The organism is Candidatus Leptovillus gracilis (assembly GCA_016716065.1).
GTDB classification, from domain to species: Bacteria; Chloroflexota; Anaerolineae; order Promineifilales; family Promineifilaceae; genus Leptovillus; species Leptovillus gracilis.
The window spans coordinates 1-20767 of the sequence record JADJXA010000012.1; the positions used below are offsets into that span (position 1 = coordinate 1).

Annotated in this window: 20 protein-coding genes; 1 reads left to right on the plus strand and 19 read right to left on the minus strand. The window is 59.8% G+C overall.

Annotated elements, in window-relative coordinates; translation table 11 throughout:
• From IPM39_21990 to IPM39_22030, 9 genes are all read right to left on the minus strand, one after another.
• The coding region (locus IPM39_21990) for a hypothetical protein (protein ID MBK8988708.1) at positions 1-138 on the minus strand (138 nt) is incomplete at its 3' end.
• Between the two features lie 8 nt (positions 139-146).
• Positions 147-365, minus strand: a complete 219-nt coding sequence (locus tag IPM39_21995) for a 30S ribosomal protein S18 (GenBank protein MBK8988709.1) — start codon at positions 363-365, stop codon at positions 147-149.
• Entirely contained in the window at positions 323-1606 is a 1284-nt protein-coding gene (locus IPM39_22000; protein ID MBK8988710.1) for a GTP-binding protein, read from the minus strand. Before IPM39_22000 ends, IPM39_21995 begins: the two co-directional genes overlap by 43 nt.
• Positions 1607-1660: 54 nt before the next feature.
• A complete protein-coding gene (locus IPM39_22005) occupies positions 1661-2752 on the minus strand; it encodes a GTP-binding protein (GenBank protein MBK8988711.1) in 1092 nt (363 codons plus the stop codon).
• Between the two features lie 49 nt (positions 2753-2801).
• A complete protein-coding gene (locus IPM39_22010) occupies positions 2802-3035 on the minus strand; it encodes a zinc ribbon domain-containing protein (protein MBK8988712.1) in 234 nt (77 codons plus the stop codon).
• Between the two features lie 140 nt (positions 3036-3175).
• Positions 3176-3589, minus strand: coding sequence for a transcriptional repressor (locus IPM39_22015; GenBank protein MBK8988713.1), 414 nt, complete (start codon positions 3587-3589; stop codon positions 3176-3178).
• An 80-nt stretch (positions 3590-3669) separates the two neighbouring features.
• Positions 3670-4830, minus strand: coding sequence for a zinc ABC transporter substrate-binding protein (locus tag IPM39_22020; protein ID MBK8988714.1), 1161 nt, complete (start codon positions 4828-4830; stop codon positions 3670-3672).
• Between the two features lie 233 nt (positions 4831-5063).
• The gene (locus IPM39_22025; protein ID MBK8988715.1) at positions 5064-7142 is read right to left on the minus strand and encodes an ABC transporter permease; all 2079 of its coding nucleotides are present in this window, start codon (positions 7140-7142) and stop codon (positions 5064-5066) included.
• Positions 7139-7804 carry an ABC transporter ATP-binding protein gene (locus IPM39_22030; protein MBK8988716.1) on the minus strand — a complete coding sequence of 222 codons (666 nt, stop codon included), beginning with the start codon at positions 7802-7804 and terminating at the stop codon, positions 7139-7141. The genes IPM39_22025 and IPM39_22030 overlap by 4 nt, the downstream gene beginning before the upstream one ends.
• 358 nt (positions 7805-8162) lie before the next feature.
• On the opposite strand from IPM39_22030, the gene IPM39_22035 reads away from it, so the two are divergent.
• Positions 8163-8543, plus strand: coding sequence for a winged helix-turn-helix transcriptional regulator (locus IPM39_22035; GenBank protein ID MBK8988717.1), 381 nt, complete (start codon positions 8163-8165; stop codon positions 8541-8543).
• A gap of 108 nt (positions 8544-8651) precedes the next feature.
• Here the strand turns inward: IPM39_22035 and IPM39_22040 are convergent, their stop codons facing one another.
• The 10 genes from IPM39_22040 to IPM39_22085 form a co-directional block, all read right to left on the minus strand.
• The gene (locus tag IPM39_22040) at positions 8652-9314 is read right to left on the minus strand and encodes a response regulator transcription factor (GenBank protein ID MBK8988718.1); all 663 of its coding nucleotides are present in this window, start codon (positions 9312-9314) and stop codon (positions 8652-8654) included.
• Entirely contained in the window at positions 9311-10747 is a 1437-nt protein-coding gene (locus tag IPM39_22045) for a HAMP domain-containing protein (protein MBK8988719.1), read from the minus strand. The genes IPM39_22040 and IPM39_22045 overlap by 4 nt, the downstream gene beginning before the upstream one ends.
• A gap of 17 nt (positions 10748-10764) precedes the next feature.
• Positions 10765-11661 (minus strand): phosphate/phosphite/phosphonate ABC transporter substrate-binding protein, encoded by an 897-nt coding sequence (gene phnD, locus IPM39_22050; GenBank protein ID MBK8988720.1) that lies wholly within the window; start codon positions 11659-11661, stop codon positions 10765-10767.
• Between the two features lie 50 nt (positions 11662-11711).
• Positions 11712-12023: a carboxymuconolactone decarboxylase family protein gene (locus IPM39_22055; GenBank protein MBK8988721.1), complete on the minus strand. Its 312-nt coding sequence runs from the start codon at positions 12021-12023 to the stop codon at positions 11712-11714.
• A gap of 287 nt (positions 12024-12310) precedes the next feature.
• Positions 12311-12937: a TraR/DksA C4-type zinc finger protein gene (locus IPM39_22060; protein MBK8988722.1), complete on the minus strand. Its 627-nt coding sequence runs from the start codon at positions 12935-12937 to the stop codon at positions 12311-12313.
• A complete protein-coding gene (tatA, locus tag IPM39_22065) occupies positions 12937-13107 on the minus strand; it encodes a twin-arginine translocase TatA/TatE family subunit (GenBank protein ID MBK8988723.1) in 171 nt (56 codons plus the stop codon). The genes IPM39_22060 and tatA overlap by 1 nt, the downstream gene beginning before the upstream one ends.
• Positions 13108-13178: 71 nt before the next feature.
• Positions 13179-16463, minus strand: a complete 3285-nt coding sequence (locus IPM39_22070) for a molybdopterin-dependent oxidoreductase (GenBank protein MBK8988724.1) — start codon at positions 16461-16463, stop codon at positions 13179-13181.
• Between the two features lie 82 nt (positions 16464-16545).
• Positions 16546-17745, minus strand: a complete 1200-nt coding sequence (nrfD, locus tag IPM39_22075; GenBank protein ID MBK8988725.1) for a polysulfide reductase NrfD — start codon at positions 17743-17745, stop codon at positions 16546-16548.
• An 11-nt stretch (positions 17746-17756) separates the two neighbouring features.
• Positions 17757-18701, minus strand: coding sequence for a 4Fe-4S dicluster domain-containing protein (locus tag IPM39_22080; GenBank protein ID MBK8988726.1), 945 nt, complete (start codon positions 18699-18701; stop codon positions 17757-17759).
• Between the two features lie 173 nt (positions 18702-18874).
• Positions 18875-20767 (minus strand): ATP-binding cassette domain-containing protein, encoded by a 1893-nt coding sequence (locus IPM39_22085; GenBank protein ID MBK8988727.1) that lies wholly within the window; start codon positions 20765-20767, stop codon positions 18875-18877.

Consider the following 20767-nt stretch of genomic DNA (forward strand, 5'->3'; position numbering starts at 1 on the left):
TGCGTCATCAAATTCATAAACGCCCTCAAATTGGCGGCAAAGCAGGCAGGCGTCATGCGCCGCCAAAATGCGCACCTTTGTCGCCAATCCCTGGCGAATGCGAGCCAGCGCTCGCTGCTGCTCTTGTGGCTCGTTCATGACTCAAATCAATCTGGAGCAGCAAAAGGCAGCAGCGCCAGGTGGCGGGCGCGTTTCACTTCGCGCACCAACTCGCGCTGTTTGGCGGCACTGAGGCGCGTCTGGCGGCGGGGGCGAATCCGGCCAAATTCGGTGATAAAGGGGCGCAGAGTCTCCGGTCGTTTGTAATCCAGGTCTACGTGGGTCAGGTTTTTGGGCCGCTGCCGTCGGTTGGTTGGGTTATGTATTTGTCATCATCTTCTCCTTCATCGGTTTGCATGAGGAATGGGTTTTCCAGGGTCAACTGCCCCGTTTGCCAGCGGGCGAACTCGGCGTCGGTGAGCAGACAGGCGTCCAGGCGGGCGGTGAGCTTCTCCTTCTTGAGCTTCTGGCCGATGCAGACAATCTCCTGGCGGCGGTCGCCGTAGGGTTCAGCCCACGCTTCGGTGATTTCCAACTGGACTTCGGCGTCGTCGGGCCAGTTTGCGCGGGGTTCGGCGGCCCACCAGCGGCCGGCCAGTTGGAAGTAGCCGTGCCGCGCCACCTGCGACCAGTAGTAGGCCATGTCGGTGTCGCTGGCGAGCCAGAGAAAGCCTTTGGAGCGGAGTAATCTCTTGAAGCCGCCGCCCTCGATGAAGTCTAGCAGGCGTTGGGGATGAAACGGCCGTCGCGCCCGATACACAAAACTGCTAATCCCATACTCGTCGGTCTCCGGGATGTGGTGGCCTTGCAGCTCGATGGCCCAGCGCGGCAGTTGGGCGGCGGCGTCCAGGTTGAACAGGCCGGTGTTCAGCACCCGGTCCAGGGCGATACGGCCGTATCTACTCTCCAGCACCACCGCGTCCGGGTTGAAGCGATGCAGGTAGCTCTTCAACCGGGCCAGGTCGTCGGCCGTTACCAGGTCGGTTTTGTTGATGAGGATGACGTTGGCGAACTCCACCTGCTCCACCAGCAAGTCGGCCAGGGTACGGCCGTCGTCGTCGGTGACGGCTAATCCCCGCTCCAATAGGGTTTGCTGATTGGTGTATTCGGCCAGCCAGGTAGCGGCGTCTACCACGGTGAGCATGGTGTCTAAACGGGCGATGTCAGCCAGGGAACGGCCGTTGTCATCCACCGGAAAATCAAAGGTGGCGGCAATCGCCAGCGGTTCGGCGATGCCGGTGGCCTCGATGAGCAGGTAGTCGAAGCGTTCTTCGCCCGCCAACCGGCCGATTTCCAGCAGCAAATCTTCGCGCAGCGTGCAGCAGATGCAGCCATTGCTCATCTGCACCAGCTTCTCTTCAGTGCGGCTCAGGTTAGCGTCGCCATTGCTCACCAACTGCGCGTCTATGTTCACCTCGCTCATGTCGTTGACGATGACGGCCACGCGCAGCCCTTCGCGGTTGTGCAGCACGTGGTTGAGCAGGGTTGTTTTGCCCGCGCCCAAAAAGCCGGATAAGACGGTGACGGGCAGGCGGCTGTCCAGAGATGGTTGTCCGTTGGATTTCATGAATTGTCCTTCGTTCTTACTGATACTTTATATCATTTATATTGACAAAAAAAACTACCCGGCGGCCAGACTCCAGGCGTCACGGACCCAGTTAACGGCCGTTTTCAAGGGCGATTGCGGCGTTTGATTTTCATGCAGGCAGGCGGCAAACGAGGCAGCCAGCAACGCCGGGTCTACGCCATTGGCCTGGCCGATGAAGACGAGGGAGGTTTCCGGCTGGCGGCTGCCCCACGGTTCGCCCACGACCAGGTGGACTCGTTTGCCTACGATTTGCAAAACGCATTGGCGGTCGGGAGCTTCATCCAGGTAGAGAAAGCCCTTGGCGCGATAGATGGTGGTGGGCAGGTTGTTGACGGCCTGTTTGATGGCTTTGAAGGTAAACGGCCGTTGCTCCCGGTAATGCCAGGTGTGGAACAACAGCGTATGGTCGCCATGTTCATGGTCATGCTCGTGGTCATGGTGGTCTTCGTGGCCGTCATCCTCGTGGACACCGTGGACGTGGACATCGTGGGCGGAACGAGTAGGCGGCTGGAAAGGCAGCGACAGACCGAGACCAAGCAGCAGGTCTACCGGCGTCTGCCCAAAACTGGTTTCCAGAATGCGCGATTTGGGCGCAATCTGGCGGATGTACTGTCTGACGCGAGTCAGTTGGGTCGGCGTCACCAGGTCTACCTTGTTGACGATGACGATGTCGGCCGTGCCGATCTGGTCCATCGCCAACACCTGGTTTTCGCGGGGGATGCTGCCCACCTGTTCGGCGTCCACGATGGTGATGATCGCTTCCAGCAAAACGGCGTCGCGCAGGGGCGGCAGTAAAAAGGTGTGGGCGACCGCCAGGGGGTCGGAGACGCCGCTGGTTTCCACCACGATGTGGTCGGGCGGGTCGGGCCGCTGGCATATTTTCTCCGTCGCCAGGCGCAAATCGTCGCGGATGGTGCAGCAGATGCAGCCGTTGGCCAGATTGACGGTATCTTCGCCATCCACGCCGACCACCAACTGCGCGTCTATGTTGACCGCGCCAAAATCGTTGACAAGCACGGCAATGCGCAGGCCATGGTCACCGTGCAGGATGTGGTTGAGCAGCGTCGTCTTGCCCGCGCCCAAAAAGCCGGTGAGGATGGCGAGGGGGATACGGCCGTTGGTCATTTTGCTCTGTTTCATAAGCGTCGTTTCACAGGTTGGTGAACCAACCCTTTCATCTCCTTGTGATGGGATAACAGCAGGGACAACCGGCGGCATGGGCGGCTGGCTGTGTCTCGGAAGGGGAAACGGCCGTGCCGCGCCCCGTGTTGACCATGAACGAGGTAAGGCCACGCACGAGCAGGTCGCCGCAAAACGGGCAGGTCAGCGGATCATCGGCCTGGCTCATTTTGCGCCGCTCCTCAACTTCGATTTCACAATCAGGGCATTTGTAGACGTAAATGGGCATTGTCTTGGATGCTCGTGGTTCGTAATCCGTAATCCGTAATCCGTGTTCCGCAATTCGTAGATAACGGGTTATGGATTTAATTAATACAAAATATCACTATTATTGACAAAAAAAAGAGGCGGGCAGTTACGGCCGTTGCCTTAACGATAACAGTTTTCGCACAGCCCATGCAGTTCCAACAAATGGCTGAAAACATGGAAATTGAACTGGTCCGCCAACTGCTGCGCCAGGCCGTTCGCCAGACAATCCTCAAACTCAATCACGCCATGACAGCGCGTGCAGATGAGATGTTGGTGACTGCCATTCGCCATCAGGACATAGTGGGCGGCGCCTGTGCCCTGGTAGATGGGGCGAACGACGCCCATTTCACACAGCAAATCCAATGTGCGGTAAACCGTCATCCGGCCGACTTCCGGCGCGTTTTGGCGCACGTGCCGCACCAGACCATCGGCCGTGATGTGCCCCTCGCAGCCTACCAGGGCAGCAATAATTGCCTGGCGGGAAACCGTCAGACGATACCCATGCTGCGCCAAAACCGCCTGGATCTTCTCCACTTGCGCGTCCATAAGATGGGTAGAGGGTAGAGCGAGAGCGAGAGGAAGAACAAGAATATTCCTCTCGCTCTCGCTCTCGCTTATCTCAAACCGGCTACAATTGCGTCTATGTTGGCGCGGAACATGCTGATGTAGCTGTCGGCGCCGCTGCCGGTCGGGCCAAGTGCGCCGGTGTACAGCTTCAAGACCTGCACGTTGTCGCAGCCATCCAGTTCAGCGGCCACCGTTTGCGCCAGGGCATCGTTCAGGGTTGTTTCTGTGAAGATGGTACACACGTTGTGCTCTTGCATCGCGGCAATCAGGTCGGCCAGGTCGCTGGCTGAGGGTTCGGCCAGCGTGCTGGTGCTGGGAATGACCGTGCCCAACACGTTAAAGCCGTAGTCTCGAGCCAGGTAGCCGAAGGCGTCGTGGTTGGTGACCAGGAAACGTTTCTCCATCGGGATAACGGCCAATTGCGTCTCGGCATAGCTTTCCAATTCTGCCAGTGATTCCTGGTAGGCGGCGGCATTGGCGGCAAAGGTGGCGGCGTTGGCCGGGTCGAGCTCACTCAGGATCTGCACGGCGTTCTCTACCCAATGTTCGACGTTGTGAATGCTGAACCAGACGTGCGGATCAGCGCCGCTGTGGTGGTGTTCGGCTTCCTCTTCCGCATGTTCTTCGTCCGCATGGTCTTCTTCGGCAAAGGCCAGGGGGGCGATGTTGGCGGAGATGGGCACGACGGGGACGCTTTCACCGATGCTCTCCAGGTCGCCGACCAACCCTTCTTCCAGGTTCCAGCCGTTGATGAAGATGACGTGGGCGTCGGTAACGGCCGTTAAATCTCGTGCCGCCGGGGTGTAACTGTGGGGATCCTGGCCCGGTCCCATCAACACATTCAGGGCGATGGCGTCACCACCTACCTGCGCCAGCACATCGCCGATGATGCTGGTGGTGGCGACGACGCGCAGCGGTTCGCCATTCAGTTCGGCCGCCGCCAATTCCGGCAGGGTGAGCATGTCCGCTGAGGCGGCCTCTTCATGCTCATGTTCGTCGGCCGTTTCGGCCTCATGGTCATGGTCGGCGGCGGTCTCTTCTGTCTGCGCGTCCTCAGTCGTTGTTTCTGTAACAGCCGTTGCCGCCGATTCTGCGCCAGTCGCTGCCGGTTCTTCTGTGGCTGTGCCGGTGGAACAGCCCACGGCCGCCAGCGCCAATACAATAATCACAAGCAGTGTTGTGAACCGTTGTAGCAGGGTATTTGTCATTCTAATTATCCTCGCTCCTGTTTGATATTTAATATCATTGATACTTTATATCAAATATAGCTTCGGATTTTTAGAAGTCAAGAGGAACGGTCTGTCAGCTTTATGAACGGCCGTTCCGCCCCACCATCTACACGCGCAAATTGGGAGGCGGGAGGCGGTCACGCGCATTGCGCCTGAAGCCACCCTGCTTATCTTCTACGGCCGTCGCCGCCTCGGCAAATCCCACCAGCGATTCAGCGATCCTGCATACTGATCGCCGTGCCGCGTAAAAAGTGGACAGCCGGCCAGTAAGCGGCAAAGGCAGCGATCAGCGGCGCGGCGACCACTCCCACCAGCCCTGCCCGCGCAGCCGCCGGTAAACTAAGGCGGACGCTCTGCGCCAGATCCAAATCAACCAGCCCGTACAAATTGCCGCCGTTCACCAGAATAAAAATCACGACCAGCCCAAGTCCGGCCAACGCGCCCACTGCTCCGCCAACCAACCCCAACAAAACCGCCTCACCCACGACGACGGTTAAAACTTGCCGCCGCGTCGCGCCAACCGCGCGCAGCAGCCCCAACTCGGCGCGCCGCTCCACAACGCCGCTGACGGTGGCGTTGACCACACCCAGGGCGGCGGTCACAATCGCCAACAGCAGCATCCCGTTCAGCGCTCCCTGGAGCGTGGCTAACATGCTGTCTGTGTCGGCCAGGAATTTCTCCAGTTCAATCAGGCTGTAGGTGGGATAGTCGGCCAACAGCCGCTGGCTGTCGGCAATAACAGCGTCCACATCCGCGCCGGGGCGAGGCCGAGCCAGCAGGCCAAACGGCCGTTCCATATCCACGTCAAAATCGGCCGCCGCCCCCTGGCCGATAATGGAAGTGCCCATCATCATCCGGTTGGCGCCAATACCGGCCACCACGCAGCTTACCGGCCCCCGCGTCCCGGTAACAATCACCCGGTCGCCCACGCCCGCGCCCAGGGTGGCGGCGATGCGCGGTATAACCAACAGGGCGCACTCTTCGCGCAGCCAGGGATCGGCCGTCGCCCAATCCCCTTCGGCAAATTCAAACAGATCACCCGCTCGCAGTTCGGCGACGTCGGCCATGTAGGCGGGCATCCCTGGCAAAGTCGCCAGTTCCGGCACAACGACCTGGGGGAGACGCAGAATCGAAGCCCGGTCGCCGCTGACGGCCGTTATCCCATCCACAAATTCCGGCGACAACTTCATCGCCTGTAAATCCCAACCGCTCAAAACGCCAAAATCTACGGCCGCCCCCTCCCCCACCGGCGGCATGGCGACAATGACCCACGTCCGGCCAGCGGTGGCCATGGTCTGTTTCATCGCCACGTTGAGGGTAAAGCTGGTGATGCCGGTAACGGCCGTAATCGTCAACAAAGCCAGACTGAGGGTGAAGATGGTCAGGATGACGCGGCTCTGGGCGCGAATGAGATTGTCGGCCATCAGGCGGGGCAGCGCCCGGCGGCTCAAAGCCAAAACGGCCCGGCGTGTCCCGCGCAAAATCAGAGGCAGCGCTACCGCCCAGCCCAGCAGCCAACCCAGCGAAAAAAGAGCGGTCAACGCCCCGTCCCAGGGCGGGACAAGGTCGCGGGCAGCGGGCGGGTCCACAATCAGATAAAGTGGCGCCAACCCGGTCAAGGCCAGCCCTAAAGCGCCAGCGGCGAGCAAACGGCGGCGCGGCCAGGGCGGGGCTTCCGCGGCGGCAGCGCGTAAAGCAGCCAGGGGGGAAATGGCTAAGGCGCGGGCCGCCGGCAGAATCGTCGCCAGCAGCGTCACGCCCATTCCGGCGGACATCGCCAGCATTAAATTAACGGCCGTCATCGTCCCCGCCCCATGCGCGACTCCGGCGACGGCCGCCAGCAAGCTTACAATGAGCCAGCCCAACAACGGCCCCAGCGCCGCGCCCGCCACCGCGCCCAGGCCGCCGATCAAGATCGCTTCGGCCAGAACCAGACGGCCGATTTGCCCCCGCGTCATCCCCAACGCGCGCAGCGCCCCAATCTGCCTCCGCCGCCGCGTCACGCTCATGCCAAAGACGTTGAAAATGAGGAAGGCGGCCACCAGCAGAATAATCAGCCCGGTCAGGCTGAGGCTGACGTTGAGAAACTCGCTGACAAACGGGACGGTTCCCCCTTCGCTCATCTCCTCCCCGGCGCGGCGAATGGCCGCCCCGACAAAATCGGCGGCGACGACGACGGCCGTTCCCAGAGCCACGCTGACCATGCTAACCAGCGCCCGCAGCCTATCCTGCGCTAAATTACGCCGGGCAAGGAAGAAGATCAAGGAGGTGGGCATCTTTTGAAAGATCAAATGATCCGGCCGTCCTGAAGCTGGACCACCCGGTCGGCAAACTCAGCGGCGCGGGGATCGTGCGTAACCATGACGATGGTCTGTCCTTTCTCGTCGCAGGCGCGGCGCAGCAGGCGCAAAATGTCGCCGCCTGCCTGGCTGTCCAGGTTGCCCGTCGGCTCGTCGGCCAGGACAATGGCCGGGGCGGTAATGAGGGGGCGGGCGACGGCCAACCGCTGCTGCCCGCCAGAGAGTTGGTCGGGTTTATGGTCACGCCGGTCGGCCAGCCCCACCAGGGTCAATAGTTCGTCAATCCGCTCCTGGTAGGCATTGAGGGAACGGCCGTCAATCAGCAGCGGCAGGGCGACGTTTTCGGCGGCTGTGAGGGTGGGCAGCAGGTTAAAGAATTGGAAGATGAAGCCAATTTGCCGCCGCCGGACAACGGTAATTTCGTCGTCGGTGAGATGGGTCAGACGACGGCCGTCGAGGATGATCTCCCCGTCGCTGACCGTATCCAGCCCGCCAAGCAGGTGCAGCAGCGTAGATTTGCCCGAGCCGGACGGCCCCATGATGGCGACAAACTCCCCTTGGCGGACGGCGAAATCCACTGACCGCAGCGCGGCGACGGCTACCTCCCCCATTTGATACTGTTTACCGAGACCAATGGCTTGTAAAATGTTCATGGTGCGTAGTATGACAGAAAATGGGGGAGGTGACTATCGGCAAAAGTGCCTTTGTTAAGCCCACAATTCGGCGCAGTTGTGATCGCCGCAGGCAGTAAGCGCTTTTTGTGGCATGGGCAGCCAGCCGCCCACATCCAGCAGGCGGCTGGCTGTGGCGGGCGGCGCCACCTTTTTCACAATGCCCGCCCCATTAAATTGGCGGCGTCTGCATCATCGCCTGGCGGGCGCGGCTGAGTCCGGACGTGTTGGTGGTGAGGTCGTAGAAGCTAAACGGCCGTTCCTTGACAGCTTGCCTGACTCCGATTATGCTTCAACTGAAATTGAATTATTAGCCTGATGTTGATATGGAGCAAAAGAAATGCTGCCTGAAAACGAGATAGAGATTAACGAAATAACGGCCGTTCTTAAAGCCCTGGCCGAACCCAACCGGATGCGCATATTTGCCGAGCTGATGCAGGGCGATTCCTGCAACTGCGAATTGCAAGAGCGGCTAGGACTGGCCCCCAATTTGCTCTCGCACCATTTCCGCATTTTGGAGAATGCTGGTCTGGTACACTCACGGCGGGACAGGGTAGACGGCCGTTGGATTTACTACAGCGTAGACCGCCCTGCCGCCACCCGTTGGAGTACCTGGTTTGCTTATTTTCTCGACCCGGCGCGCATTCAGGAACACCCCGTCTGTGGCCCCGAAGGGCAGAACACAACACCCGATCAGGTAAGACTAACGGTGAGCTCCTGACCCGGTTTTCAAATCAACTCCCGCTGCGAAAGCCATCCTGAGATTGACCAATGCCACCGGAAAACGGGATACGGACTTCGGTTTACGGCCGTTAGCGCCTGGATGACGCTACTCCATCAACCCTTTGGCCAACGCAAAACGCACCAACGCCGCCCGGCTGCGCAGGCCCAGCTTTTCCATGCCTCGCGCCCGATACGTATCTACTGTTTTGGCGCTGACCGAAAGCTGATCAGCGATCTCTTTGCTGGTATGACCCAGGGCCACCAGTTGGAGTACCTCTTGCTCACGTTCGCTCAGCGTGGACCACTGGTCGGCTTCATCACTCCTTGCCGAATTGTCCCTCTCTGGAGTGATGTCTTCCAACAGCACCCTGGTCATGGAAGGATGCACATACATATCACCGCGCATGATAGCCTGGATGGCAGCAATCAACTCCATATCGGCCGCTTTTTTGAGGACGTAACCGACAGCGCCCCCCTTCAATGCCCGGCGCAGGTAGCCTTCGTCCTGGTGCATGGTCAGAATAAGGACGCGGGCGGCAGGTACGCGCTGGCGCAGCAGTGGCAGCGCCTCTAATCCACCCAGGCGTGGCATGGTCAGGTCAAGCAAAATCACGTCTGGCTGCGCTGCTTCCGCCAGTGTGAGTAACTCCGCGCCATCGGCGGCTTCACCAACGACGGTCATGTCGCTGCGGGCGTTGAGCAAGGCAGCCAACCCGGTTCGCAGGACAGCGTGGTCATCGGCCAGGAGAATGCGGATGGGTGTCGTCATAGGGGAACCTCGATGAAGATGCTGGTTCCCTGCCCTGGCTCAGATTCAATGGTGAGAGTTCCGTTGAGTAGCTCGGCCCGTTCGCGCATCCCGTAAAGCCCCAGGCGGCCGCTGCCGTTCACCGCCGCCGGGTCAAAACCCACACCGTCATCTTCGACAATGGCGCGAAGACGGCCGCCGCGCTGCTCTAATAAAACGCTGGCTGTTGTGGCCTGGGCATGGCGGGCAATGTTGGTCAGGCTTTCCTGGATGATGCGGTAGACGGCCGTTTCCACCCCTTGCGGCAGCCGCTCGGCCAACCCCATCACTTCCAGGTCCACTTCTAGCGGATAACGCGCCTGGTAATCGCGCACATAACGGCGCAGCGCCGCCGCCAGGCCTAGATCATCCAGCACGCTGGGGCGCAGTTCCAGCGCCAGGTTATGCACGTTGTCCAGCGTCTGCGCCAGCAGCGTCCGCACGCCATCAAGCTGCTCGCGGGTCTCCGGCAGCGGGCACTGCTGGTTAACCATCTGCAAATGGACCATCAACGATGTAAGCGATTGGCCCGTCTCATCGTGCAGCTCGCGGGCGATGCGGCGGCGCTCTTCTTCCTGAGCGGCGATCACTTTCTCTAGCAGTTGACTGCGCAGTTGGTCCCGTTCTGCCCGTTCTTGCTCAGCGCGGGATAAATCGGCGGTCATGGCGTTAAACGCTTCCGTCAATTCGCCAATCTCATCGCCTGCCCAGGGCTGGATGGTCTGCTGGAAGTCCCCCTGCCCCACGGCCTCGGCGGCCCGTTTCAGGGCCAGGATGGGGCGCGTTACCAGCCAGGTGAGCCAGGTGGCGGCGGCGATGCCCACAGCCGAAACCATCACTGTCGTCAGCAGCATTTGCCCAGTCAGGGCGTCCATCGTCATCCTCATGCTCTCTTCAGACAGCCCAATACGGGCAACACCCGCTTTGCCATCAAAAATGGGTACGGCCGTGTCCCACACAAGTCCCTCATCTGTCTCTAGCAGCGCCGTGCGATGATGGTCGGCGCTCTGAACCGGGTTTGCCGCCAGCAGATCAGATGGGAAGCCAGGGCCAAAGGTATGGGCCAGGATGGTCCCGTCGTTAGCGGCGACAAAAGCATAACGCACGTCGGGATTGTTTACCTGGGTTTCGATGAGCAGTTGATGCAAGGCAAACAGGTCATTGATCAGGATCATATCCGTGGCGCGGGCAGCCACATCGCGGGCGACAGAGATGCTCTGATCTTGCAGCCGCTGCTCCAGCGCCTGCCGCAGGACGCCGCGCACTTGTAAGGTGATGCCGACGCCTAACAGCAGGACCAGGGCCAACACGATGCCCATGATTTTGGTGCGCACGCTAAAGGAGCCGGCAAAACGCCAGAAGCGGGCGAAGACGACTGAATTTTGAATTGTGAATTGTAAATGGTGAATGACCATCGTTTCACAGATTGCGGTTAACGGTTAACGGCCGTTTCCAACTCCCGTACCGACTCATAAACAGCATCCTCAATCAACACAAAGCCATCCATCCCGGCCACCTGCAGGGCGGCGCGGCCAGCGGGCGTGTTACGCATATTTAGCAGCACCGATTGTATCTCGGCCACCAACTGCGGCCGCGCTGTGGGGCCAGTGACGACAGGCGGAATGCCAAAAGGGGGCGATTGGTGGATGACGCGGGTTTTTTCGGCCAGGTCCGGCTCGCGTTCAATGGCGAAGGCGTAGACCAGGCTGTCTACGGCCGCGCCATCGGCTACGTGGTTGGCGACAGCACGAATGGCATCGTCGTGGCTGTAGGTGTAGAAGGTGCGGCCGAAGAAACTCTCCGGTGTCTCGCCCATCTGCTGCACCAGAGCGATAGGGTAATTACGGCCGCTGGTGGAGATGGGATCGGTGAAGGCGAAGACCATACCGCGCAGGTCAGCCATGCTTGCGGCCGGGCTGTCCGTGGGCACAATCAGCAGCGAATGGTAGATGGTATCCCCCATCACCTGTGGCGCGGCCAATAGCTGCATGTCGAACTCCCGCTCGCCCACCACGTAGGCGCTGGTACAGACAAAAGCCACGTCTACGTCACCGCTTTCGATCAGGTCGTTGACCTCGCCATAAGTACGCCGCTGCACCAATTCGATGGGGCGGTCTAATTCGGCCTGGAGGTAATCGAGCAGGGGGCCATAGCTGTCTACCGTGCCTTTGGGGGAGACAATAGCCGCGACGGCAACACGCAGGGGGGTAACGGCCGTTGCCGATACCTTCGGCAGCGGCTCTAATTCCGACAGCTTAACCGACGCCGCAGCTTGCGGCGCGGCACAGCCCGCGAAAAGGAATAGGGCAAGGAGGAGAAAGTAGCGCATGAGAAGTGTGAAGTTTGAATTGCGCTTCATTCACAATTCACAACTCATAATTAACCATTCAACAGGTCATTGACCCAGGTGTAGGCGGCGATGGTGTTGGGCATACCCAATGTGGTGACGGCCAGGGTGACGACGTGTTTAATTTCGGCGGGGCTGATGCCGGCTTCCAGGGCGCGGCGGGTGTGGGCGTGGACGGCGCCTTCGTGCCCCAGACCAATGGCCAGGGCCAGTTTAACGAGCTGACGGGTTTTGTCGTCCAGGGGGCCATTGTCGTGGCTGGCGGCGGCCAGTTGTTCGTAGGCGGCGGCGATAGCCGGGAATTCGGTCATAAATTGGTTGTGGGCTTTCGGTTTGTCGGTCATAGTGGGCTTCCTTTTGTTCAGTTGGCGACATATTGCGCCCTTAACCTGGCCCACAACAGGAACAACTCCATTTCTCCATCATCATTCCCTCGCGTAATACCCAGGCGGGATGCACGGCGTCTGATGGCGTTGAGTTGTCGCCAATTTTCGGTGACGGAGTATGATTGGAGTTCCTGTTGTTCTATTTCAGCGACAGCAGCCCATCGCTGAGTATATGCTTTTGCTTCAGATGCGTCCATGCGCCAAGTATAGCATAAGATGGGAGGCGGTCGGCAGAGGGATGCCCGTTACCTGCCACCTTCCCGCTGCACCATCACCCCATCTACTGCAAACAGCAGCGCTTCCGGCGTGTAGTAAGCCGGGCCAGCACAGGCCGCGCAATACGGCCGTCCCTCCCGCACCACCTCCCGTTCATTGATGATCTCTTCGCCGCAGCCGGCGCAGTTCACCCGCACCCCGGCCCGGCTGATGATTTGACCGACCGGCGTACTCAGGCGCACGGGCTGGATGGTCAACAATTCGTCATCGGGCATGTGCTGGTAGCCGATGAGTTGGGCATAGTAATGCTTTTTCTCGTCGGGAGCATACTGGTAGGCTCGTTGTCGGATTTGGGGTTGAGGGGAGAGGCGCACGGCCGTTTCCGTTTTCACATCCACAAAGGTGGCCCCAATCTTGCCATAATCGGCCAGTCGCAAAGTGCGGTGGCCCATGGTGCAGCCCGTCGCTGCCGCTACGCCATCGGCAAAGCAGCCATCCGTCTCCACGATAATCAGCAGCCGCTTATCGCTGCGCGGCACGTCCAGTCCCAGGGAGGCCGTGCCTGCCAGCCCGATGCGCGCCCCCAACACCTGGCGCGGGCACAAATGCTGATGCTGCGCCGAGGAAACCCCCAGAATAGCTTGTAAGTCTGGCATCACTCAGTCTGTTCCCGAACCTCAGATTCGGCCGTTTGTAAACCTTGTTTGAAGGCGCGAATCCCTGCGCCTAATTCATGGCCTATCTTGCCGATGCGGCCTACGCCAAACAGCAGCACAACCACCACCAAAATAATGAGCAGTTCTGTCGTTCCCAATGGGCCTATCATGCCTTCACTCCTTTACGGCCGTGTTTCGTAAACCGTAATCGGATTACGGTTTACGGAACACGGTTCATGGCCTACGCCTTTATTACCTTCACTTTTGTATCATAAAACACGGCGCTGCCACCGGCCAGGTCTTGCAGCGTCACGTTGCCCAGGTGCGGGTCTACGCGCATGGCCGCGTTGGCGTGAATGCCCGTGCCGCGCCGCTCATCCCCGGCAATTTTTGTGCCGTTGATGCTGATTTCTCGCGCGCCGCTGGCCCAGTGGCCAAACCCCAGAGCAAAGGAGACCACACCCGGACGCATCCCCTGTGTCACCTTCAGCTTGCTCACCATCGGCTTCTGCGTGCCATCCTGCAAATCCCAGACACCATCAGGGTTGCTGGCAGAGACGATTTTTACCAGATCACCATCTTTCAGCCCCAGACTGGCAGCATCGCTGGCGTTCATCAACACCGGGTTCTCCGGCAGCACGGCAAGCAGCCAGTAGTTGCTCATCGTGCGCGCCTTGGTCATCGTAATCTCCTTGTGGGTGATGAGCGTCAGGTCGTAGCCCGCGTCCTCGATCTTTTCGCCCAGGGAGGAGAGGCCGGGCGGCAGGTAGACGGCATAGCCAGCGAATGGCTTCCCGGTCATGGTGTTGATGCTGGTGGCCGTCTTTTCCTGGTACAGGTTGAGCTGCTTGCCGTAGGCGTTGCTCACCAGCACGTTCATCGCGCCGGTGGTGGGGTCGCTTTTGTACGCTTTGGCGTGGGCCTGGTAACGTCCACCCCGGTTCATTACGTACACCACTTTGCGCCACAAGCTGTCATCGCCGCCCACTGCTTCTTTCCAGGTGGCCTCATCATAGACCGATTTGGGCAGATGGCGGCGCGCCTCGCGGAAGAGGCGCAGTTCTTCGTCGTCGGCTTCCGGCACGGTGTCGCTGGCGTCTTCTTTTTCGCCAAAGGCGATGTTGGCGACCTGCTTCAGGTAGAGGTGTTCCGGGCGGGTGAAGGGCACGCCTTCGCCCAACCCATCGGGGCCAAAACCGGGCAGGGCCAGCTTTTCGGCAATTGCCATCATCATCGCCTCGGCGCTCATGGGGAGTTCTTCGCCGAAGACGGTGACGGTGGGCCAGCCGGGGATGGAGATGGCCGGGTTGCGCACGTTCTCCACTTTCCAGGGCACGGAGGGATGCGTGCCGTGCAGTTCCCACCGCTCCAGGTAGGAGAGATCGGGGAAGATGTAGTCGGCGTAGGTGGAGGTTTCGCCCACCAGAATGTCGCTGGTGATGATGAGCGGGATTTTGTTTGGGTCGGCCAGGGTTTCGATGACTTTGTGGGCGGCGGGCAGCGCGTAGTTGATGGCGCTCATGTAGAACATGGCGATCTTCACCTGGTAGGGGTACATGCTGTCCATGGAAGCCACATCTTCCTGGTAGAGATCGGTCGCCAGGGGGAACCACGGCCGTTGCGCCGGATATTCCCCAAACAAGGTAGACTTTTCATACGTGGTCGTCGTGCGCAGGAGGTCTATGCCAAACTTGCTGTTCTTGCCGTTGATCATCTTGCCCAGATCAAACGGCCCTTTGGCCTTCGCGCCGGTGTAATCGTAGGTTGTGCCTTTGATCATACCGCCAACGTGGTCCACATTGCCGATGAGGCAGTTGAGCGTGTACCAGGCCATGACGTTGTAGAAGCCGTTGGTGTGCTGGCTGACGCCGCGATGCAGGTCGGCGCAGGCGCGGGTGCCGTGGCTGGTGAATTCGCGGGCCAGAATCACTACATCTTGCTCGCTGATGCCAGCAATCTCAGCCCATTCAGCGATGGTGCGCGAGGTGGCTTCTTCGTAGATGATTTGCAGGCCGCTCTTGACGGCGACGCCGTTGAGGGTGGCATCTACAAAGGGATCGCCATAGGCGGGCGCTTCCGTGCTGTTGGGGTCGAAGAGGACCGGCTCGCCATCGGCCAGGACGACGAAGGGGTCGAAGGTGTAATCCACGCCATCGGGGTCGGTGTAGATGGTGACTTCTTTGCCCTCATCGTTGGTTTCGGTGCGGGTGGCGGTCAGTTCCAGGTCGGCGCCGCGCAAGAATTTGCCGGGCTGCCCGTCTTTGATTTTCACCAGCCAGGGGCCGGTGGTCCAGGTGGCTTCGCCGTTGGCATTGGCAGCGGCTTTGTTGGCGTTGCTGATGAAGGGGAGGTTGTAACGGCCGTTATCCACCACCCACCGGATCATCGCCAACGCCAGCGCCGCATCCTCACCCGGCTTAATCGGAACCCACCGCCACGCTTTGGAGGCGGCCTTGCTAAAGCGCGGGTTTACCACCGCATACCGCTTACCCTGAATTAACCCTTCGGTCATTTTGGGCACACGCTGCGGCGGGCCATAGTTGGCCTCGAACATGTTCGCGCCGACGTAGATAACAAAGTCGCTGTTGGCTGTATCAGTTTGCCAGTAAAACTTGGAGCCGCCGCTGAATTTGCTGCCGTCCCACTGCTCGCTCATCGCCTTGCCGGTGAAGTAGAGCGACCCCTGGCAGACGGTGGTATGGCCGTTGGCGTTGATCGAGCCGAAGCTGTCACCGACGAAGCGCTTGAAAAGGTCGCCACGGCCGTTCTTCAGCCGCCCCCAAATAAAGGCGAACTGATTATTCTTGGGTCCCAAATCGGGATGGTCGGGGTCTATCATCGCATCCAGGTTGTCGGCAAAAGTTGTCTTAAACTCGGTCACCAGGTCTTGTTTTTTGGCAGCGTCTTTCTCGCCCCAAATCTTGGCCACCGCGTCGGCCATCTGCTTGGCGACAGCCGAATCGCTGAGGGCGTAAAGGTCTTTGAAGCCGTCCACATGCCCTTCACCAAACAGGTCGCCGCCATTGACCACTTCCTCAATCGCTTTGTCAAAAGCGATGGTCTCCCACTGCCCTTCGCCGCGTTTTGTGCCCGGTTTGCGCTTGAGGACGCTGACAATGCGGTAGGGGTCGTAGGCTGATTGCAAGCCCGACTGCCCTTTGGGGCACAGTCCCCCTTCCACGCCGCCCATTTCGCTGACGGGCGTTTCGTAGGGCAGATGAGGCCACAGCGTCCACGGGCTGTACGGGTTGCCGTCAATTTTGGCGGCCACGCCATCCAGCAGCTTCACCTTAATGCCGCAGCCGGTGTTGCATTGCAGGCAGACGGTGTAAATCTGGTTGGCCGGATCGTGCAGGGCGATGGTATCCGCCCCTTCGGTCTGGGCCAGCAGCCGGGCGAAACCGCCCATACCACCGAGAATGGCCGCCGCGCCGCCGGTAGCCGCCGACATTTTTAGAAAATCGCGCCGCGACAGACCGCAGGCGTTGGGTTGTTCGGGTTGTTGCTTGTTTCCGTTTTGTTTCATCATAGCACCTTATTGAAATTATGAATTATGAAGGATGAATTATGAAGCAAGAGGATTCTGCTCAATTCATCATTCATAATTCCTACTTCATCCTTTCCATAACGGGCAGCCAGCGCAGGCCGAGGCCATAGAGGACGCCGCCGAGGCCCAAGACGAAAAGGATGGTCAACCATTCCATCACGTTGGGCACGTAGTTGAAGTTGAGTTTGGTGTGGTGGAAGGCGGTTGCCAATCCTTCCAGTTCCGGCGTTGCCAGTACGGGGATCACCACGTTGAGCGTGACGGCGACGAAGGTGATGACAGAAAGGAAGGCGCCGACGCCAGCCCATTTGGGTTGATGACCGCGAATGAAGAGGAGCAAGATGGGAATGAAGACGCCTAACAGCACGTGGATGATCCAGAAGCTCCACCAGAAGGGGCCGGTGAGGATGAGCTGCATGGCGGCCGTGCGCGATGGGCTGCCGCCATAGAGGGTAGTGAAGCCGATGACGCTGGCGGCAAAAATGCCGGCTAACAAAAACCAGGCGGTGATGCGGCTGAGGCGGGTAACAACCTCCACATAGTCGGTGGATTCTTTGTCCGGCCAGAAGAGGACGGTGAGCAGCAGCAGCAGCCCGCTGCCAGCGGCCAGAGCAGAGACGAGGAACATGAGAGGCAGGGAGGAGGTATTCCACAACGGCCGTGCCGCCACCACGCCAAAAACCGACCCGCTGACGATAATCAAACCCATCCCTATGGGCAGGCTCAGGTAAGCCAGCAGTTTCAGAACTGTCGCTTTGCGGGTCTCTTCCACTTTTAGCAGATCTAGCACCAGCGCCAATTCAGCCACCAATACCAACATATAGAGGATGTGCAGCCACACCATCCAGGTGATCATAGAGCTAAAAGTGGGAAAAATCAGCACGTGCCAAAAACGCATCGCCTGACCCAGGTCCAGAAGAACAATGAGCAAGGCCATCAACAACACCACAAAGCCGGTGAAGAGGACCAACGGCTTGAGCCGCGCCACACGTTTAAACTGCACCAGGTACACCAACGTTGTAAAGACGAGCAGGCTGCCCACTTCCAACCACACCAGATAATCGTAAAAGCCCACCCAAAGACCCCAGGGGACATAGCTGCCCAGGGCAGTGGGGGCCAGTCCCTGGGTTATCCGTTGGTAGAGGCCAACGGAGCCAATAAGAAGCAAAACAGCGCCAACCACCCAAAATATATCGGTGTTGCGCCAGGTAAATTGGATACGGCGTTTTTTGGACTGCGTGTCAAATGTTGTCTCTGCCATGATTCGCCTCCTTAAGTTAGGTAATAGACTCGTGGCTCAGTGCCTAATTCTTCTTTCAAACGCATGACGTTGGGGCTGGCAACCAACCCTGTCACCAAAGCGAAGGGGTCGTTGGCGTCACCGAAGTAGGTGGCGCGGCCGATGCAGGTGGTGACGCAAGCAGGCAAAATACCTTCTTTGATGCGGTGCTGGCAGAAATGGCATTTGCGGGCATTGCCGATAGGGGAACTGCGTTTGCCTTCGGGACGGTCATAACCCCGTCCATACTCAAAATTGCTGATCCGCTCGTAATCGTCGGCTGTTGTTTGGCCGAGAATAAGCCCTTCGGCGATGGGAAGACCCTCGTTATAGGTGAAGCCAAAGTCGGCGGTACGGGCGGAGTAGGGGCAGGCGGTGATGCAGTAGCGGCAGCCGATGCAGCGCTCGTAGTTCATCTCCACAATGCCTTCTTCGTTGGTGAAGGTGGCCCCCACCGGGCACACGGGCACGCAGGGCGGGTTTTCGCACTGCATACAGGGGCGCGGCACAAAGCGGCGGCCAACGTTGGGATACGTCCCCCACTCTTCTTCGAGGACGGGGCGATAGACAACGCCGGGTGGCAGCTTGTTTTCAGCCACGCAGGCGATGGTGCAGGCGTGGCAGCCGACGCATTTACGCAAATCTATGACCATCACCCAGCGGCGCTCGGCCGGCTGCTTTTGTAGGGCGCGGGCCAGGTCGGCGTTCATGCGGGTGATGACATCGGCGTTGGTGTCTATTTCGGGGACGGCGCCGGTTTGCTGGGCGATGGTGAAGACGGCAACGGCCGTCTTGTCTTCCAGCATTTTCCCGGCGGGGGTGGCTGCGATGGCGGCCAGGCCCGCTGTACCAAACAGGGTGCGCAGAAAATCGCGCCGGGTGCTGTCGGGTGCGGCCGTCGTCCCGGTTGTGGTGGTTTTCTCTTCAACTAGGGACATAAGGAGACCTCCTTGTTGGTCTTGGGGTTCAGGGTGGGAACGGAAGGAAACGGCCGTTCCAGCCAGTATAGACATGGAGAGAGTGTAACTGAAGAAGGAGGTCTGGCAGTAGCGGGAAAATCTTGACAGTCACCTGGCTGGTTGACAGGTTTTTCCTGACAAGGGATTATTTTTTATCCCTCCATCGGCACAACGAGGAGGGGCAGTTTGGCCCTGGCAACAATGCCGCCCGTCAGATCAGACCAGACAAGCTGCTGCGACGCCAGTGGGGCCGGCGCGCCAATTACCACCAGGTCGTAATCCCCCTGCTCCGCCTCGCGCAAGATCGCATCAACCACCATCCCCTCGCCAATTTTCACATCGCTGATTACACCCAGCGCCTCCAGCGACGCCTGCGCCTGTGCCAGATGACGCTCAGCGCGTTCTCGCTTCTTCGGCGCGGACCCGGTCGGTGGCACATGAAAGGCAGTCACTCGTGCGCCGGTGCGTCTGGCAATCCGCCCGCCCAGCCGTACATCGCTTTTACCCGGCTCACCGCCGGCCGTGCAAATGAGGACACGTTTCACCTGATTACGCGCGGCCGGGGCCAACAAGACAGATACACCAAAACGGAGAAGCAGTTGTTGCAGTCGGTGGTTGTCCGCCGCCAGTTCCGGGTCGGCGCCTTCCGTCGGCTGACCCAAAACAACGACCTCATAACTGCCTGCCTGGGCTTCCCGCAAAATCTCCTCAATGCCGCCCTGACGCACACGAGTCTCCAGGTGGGGCAGTTGGGGCAGCCACGAAGATACTGCTTTTTCCAGTCGGCTCTGTGTTTCGGCCACCTGGTCACCAGCCGAGGCCAGGGCCAACAGCGTTACCGGCCCCCCGGCGGCCTGACCGAGGCGGCAGCCGAAAGAGGCAGCCACCGCCCCGGCCGCCGAGTCATCGGCGTAAATGAGCAGTTTTAATCCAGCCGGATCTAACACATGAAAGTAACGCAGCCCTAACCAAACGGACCGGCCAGGTTGAAAATCAGCCTCGGAGCTGGCGTCACTGGGACGGGCGGCCTCGATGGGCGTGGTGCGTTGGCCGTAGGCTGGGGATGGGGATAACGGCCGTGCCCCGCGCAAATTGTCCACCGCCAACGTCAACCGCTGTAAAGCGCCGGTAAAAAACATCTCCCGAATCTCTCCCTGGCCCAAACTATGGACGCCCTGGTCCAGGGTGTATGGCTCTGTTTGCAGCAGCACCGTCTCCGGCCGGAACAAAATGCGCACCGGCGCGCCTTCGTCGTGGGGCGGCGCGTCTGGCGGCATGGGCAGAGTGATCTGGCCCAGGCGGATGCTGCCGCCCGCCTTGCGCCCGACAATGACGTTGCCGCCGCCGATAAAGGTGGCGGCCAGCTCTGTGCGCGGCCGATGGTAGAGCGCCTCCGGCTGACCAACTTCAACCAGTCGGCCGCGATGGACCACGCCAATACGGTCGGCCAGTTCAAACGCCTCTTCCTGATCGTGGGTGACTAAAATGGTCGTCACGCCCAGTTGCCGTTGGATTTCGCGCAGACTTTTACGCAGTTGTGCCCGAATCTTCACATCCAGCGCGCCAAAAGGTTCATCGAGCAGCAGCACGGCCGGTTCGTAAGCCAGGGCGCGGGCCAGGGCCACCCGCTGCTGCTGCCCGCCGGAGAGTTGGTCGGCATAGCGGCCGCCCAACCCGGCCAGGCCGACCAGTTCCAGTAGTTCGGCGCTGCGCTGCTGCCGTTTTTCCGACGGAACGCGACGAATTTGCAGGCCAAACTCCACGTTTTGGGCCACCGTCATGTGGCGGAAGATGGAGTAGTTTTGGAAGACGAAGCCGGTTCCGCGTTCCTGAGGAGGCAGGTAGGTGACATCACGGCCGTTTAGCTCGATACGGCCGTTCTCCGGTTCCACCAGCCCGGCAATCATACGCAGAATCGTGCTTTTGCCGCTGCCGCTGCCCCCCAGCAAAACAAACAACTCGCCGTCGTGCACCTCCAGCGAGACATCGTTAACCACCACGTTGCTATCGTAGCGTTTGGTGAGATTAGTCAGGATAATAGACAT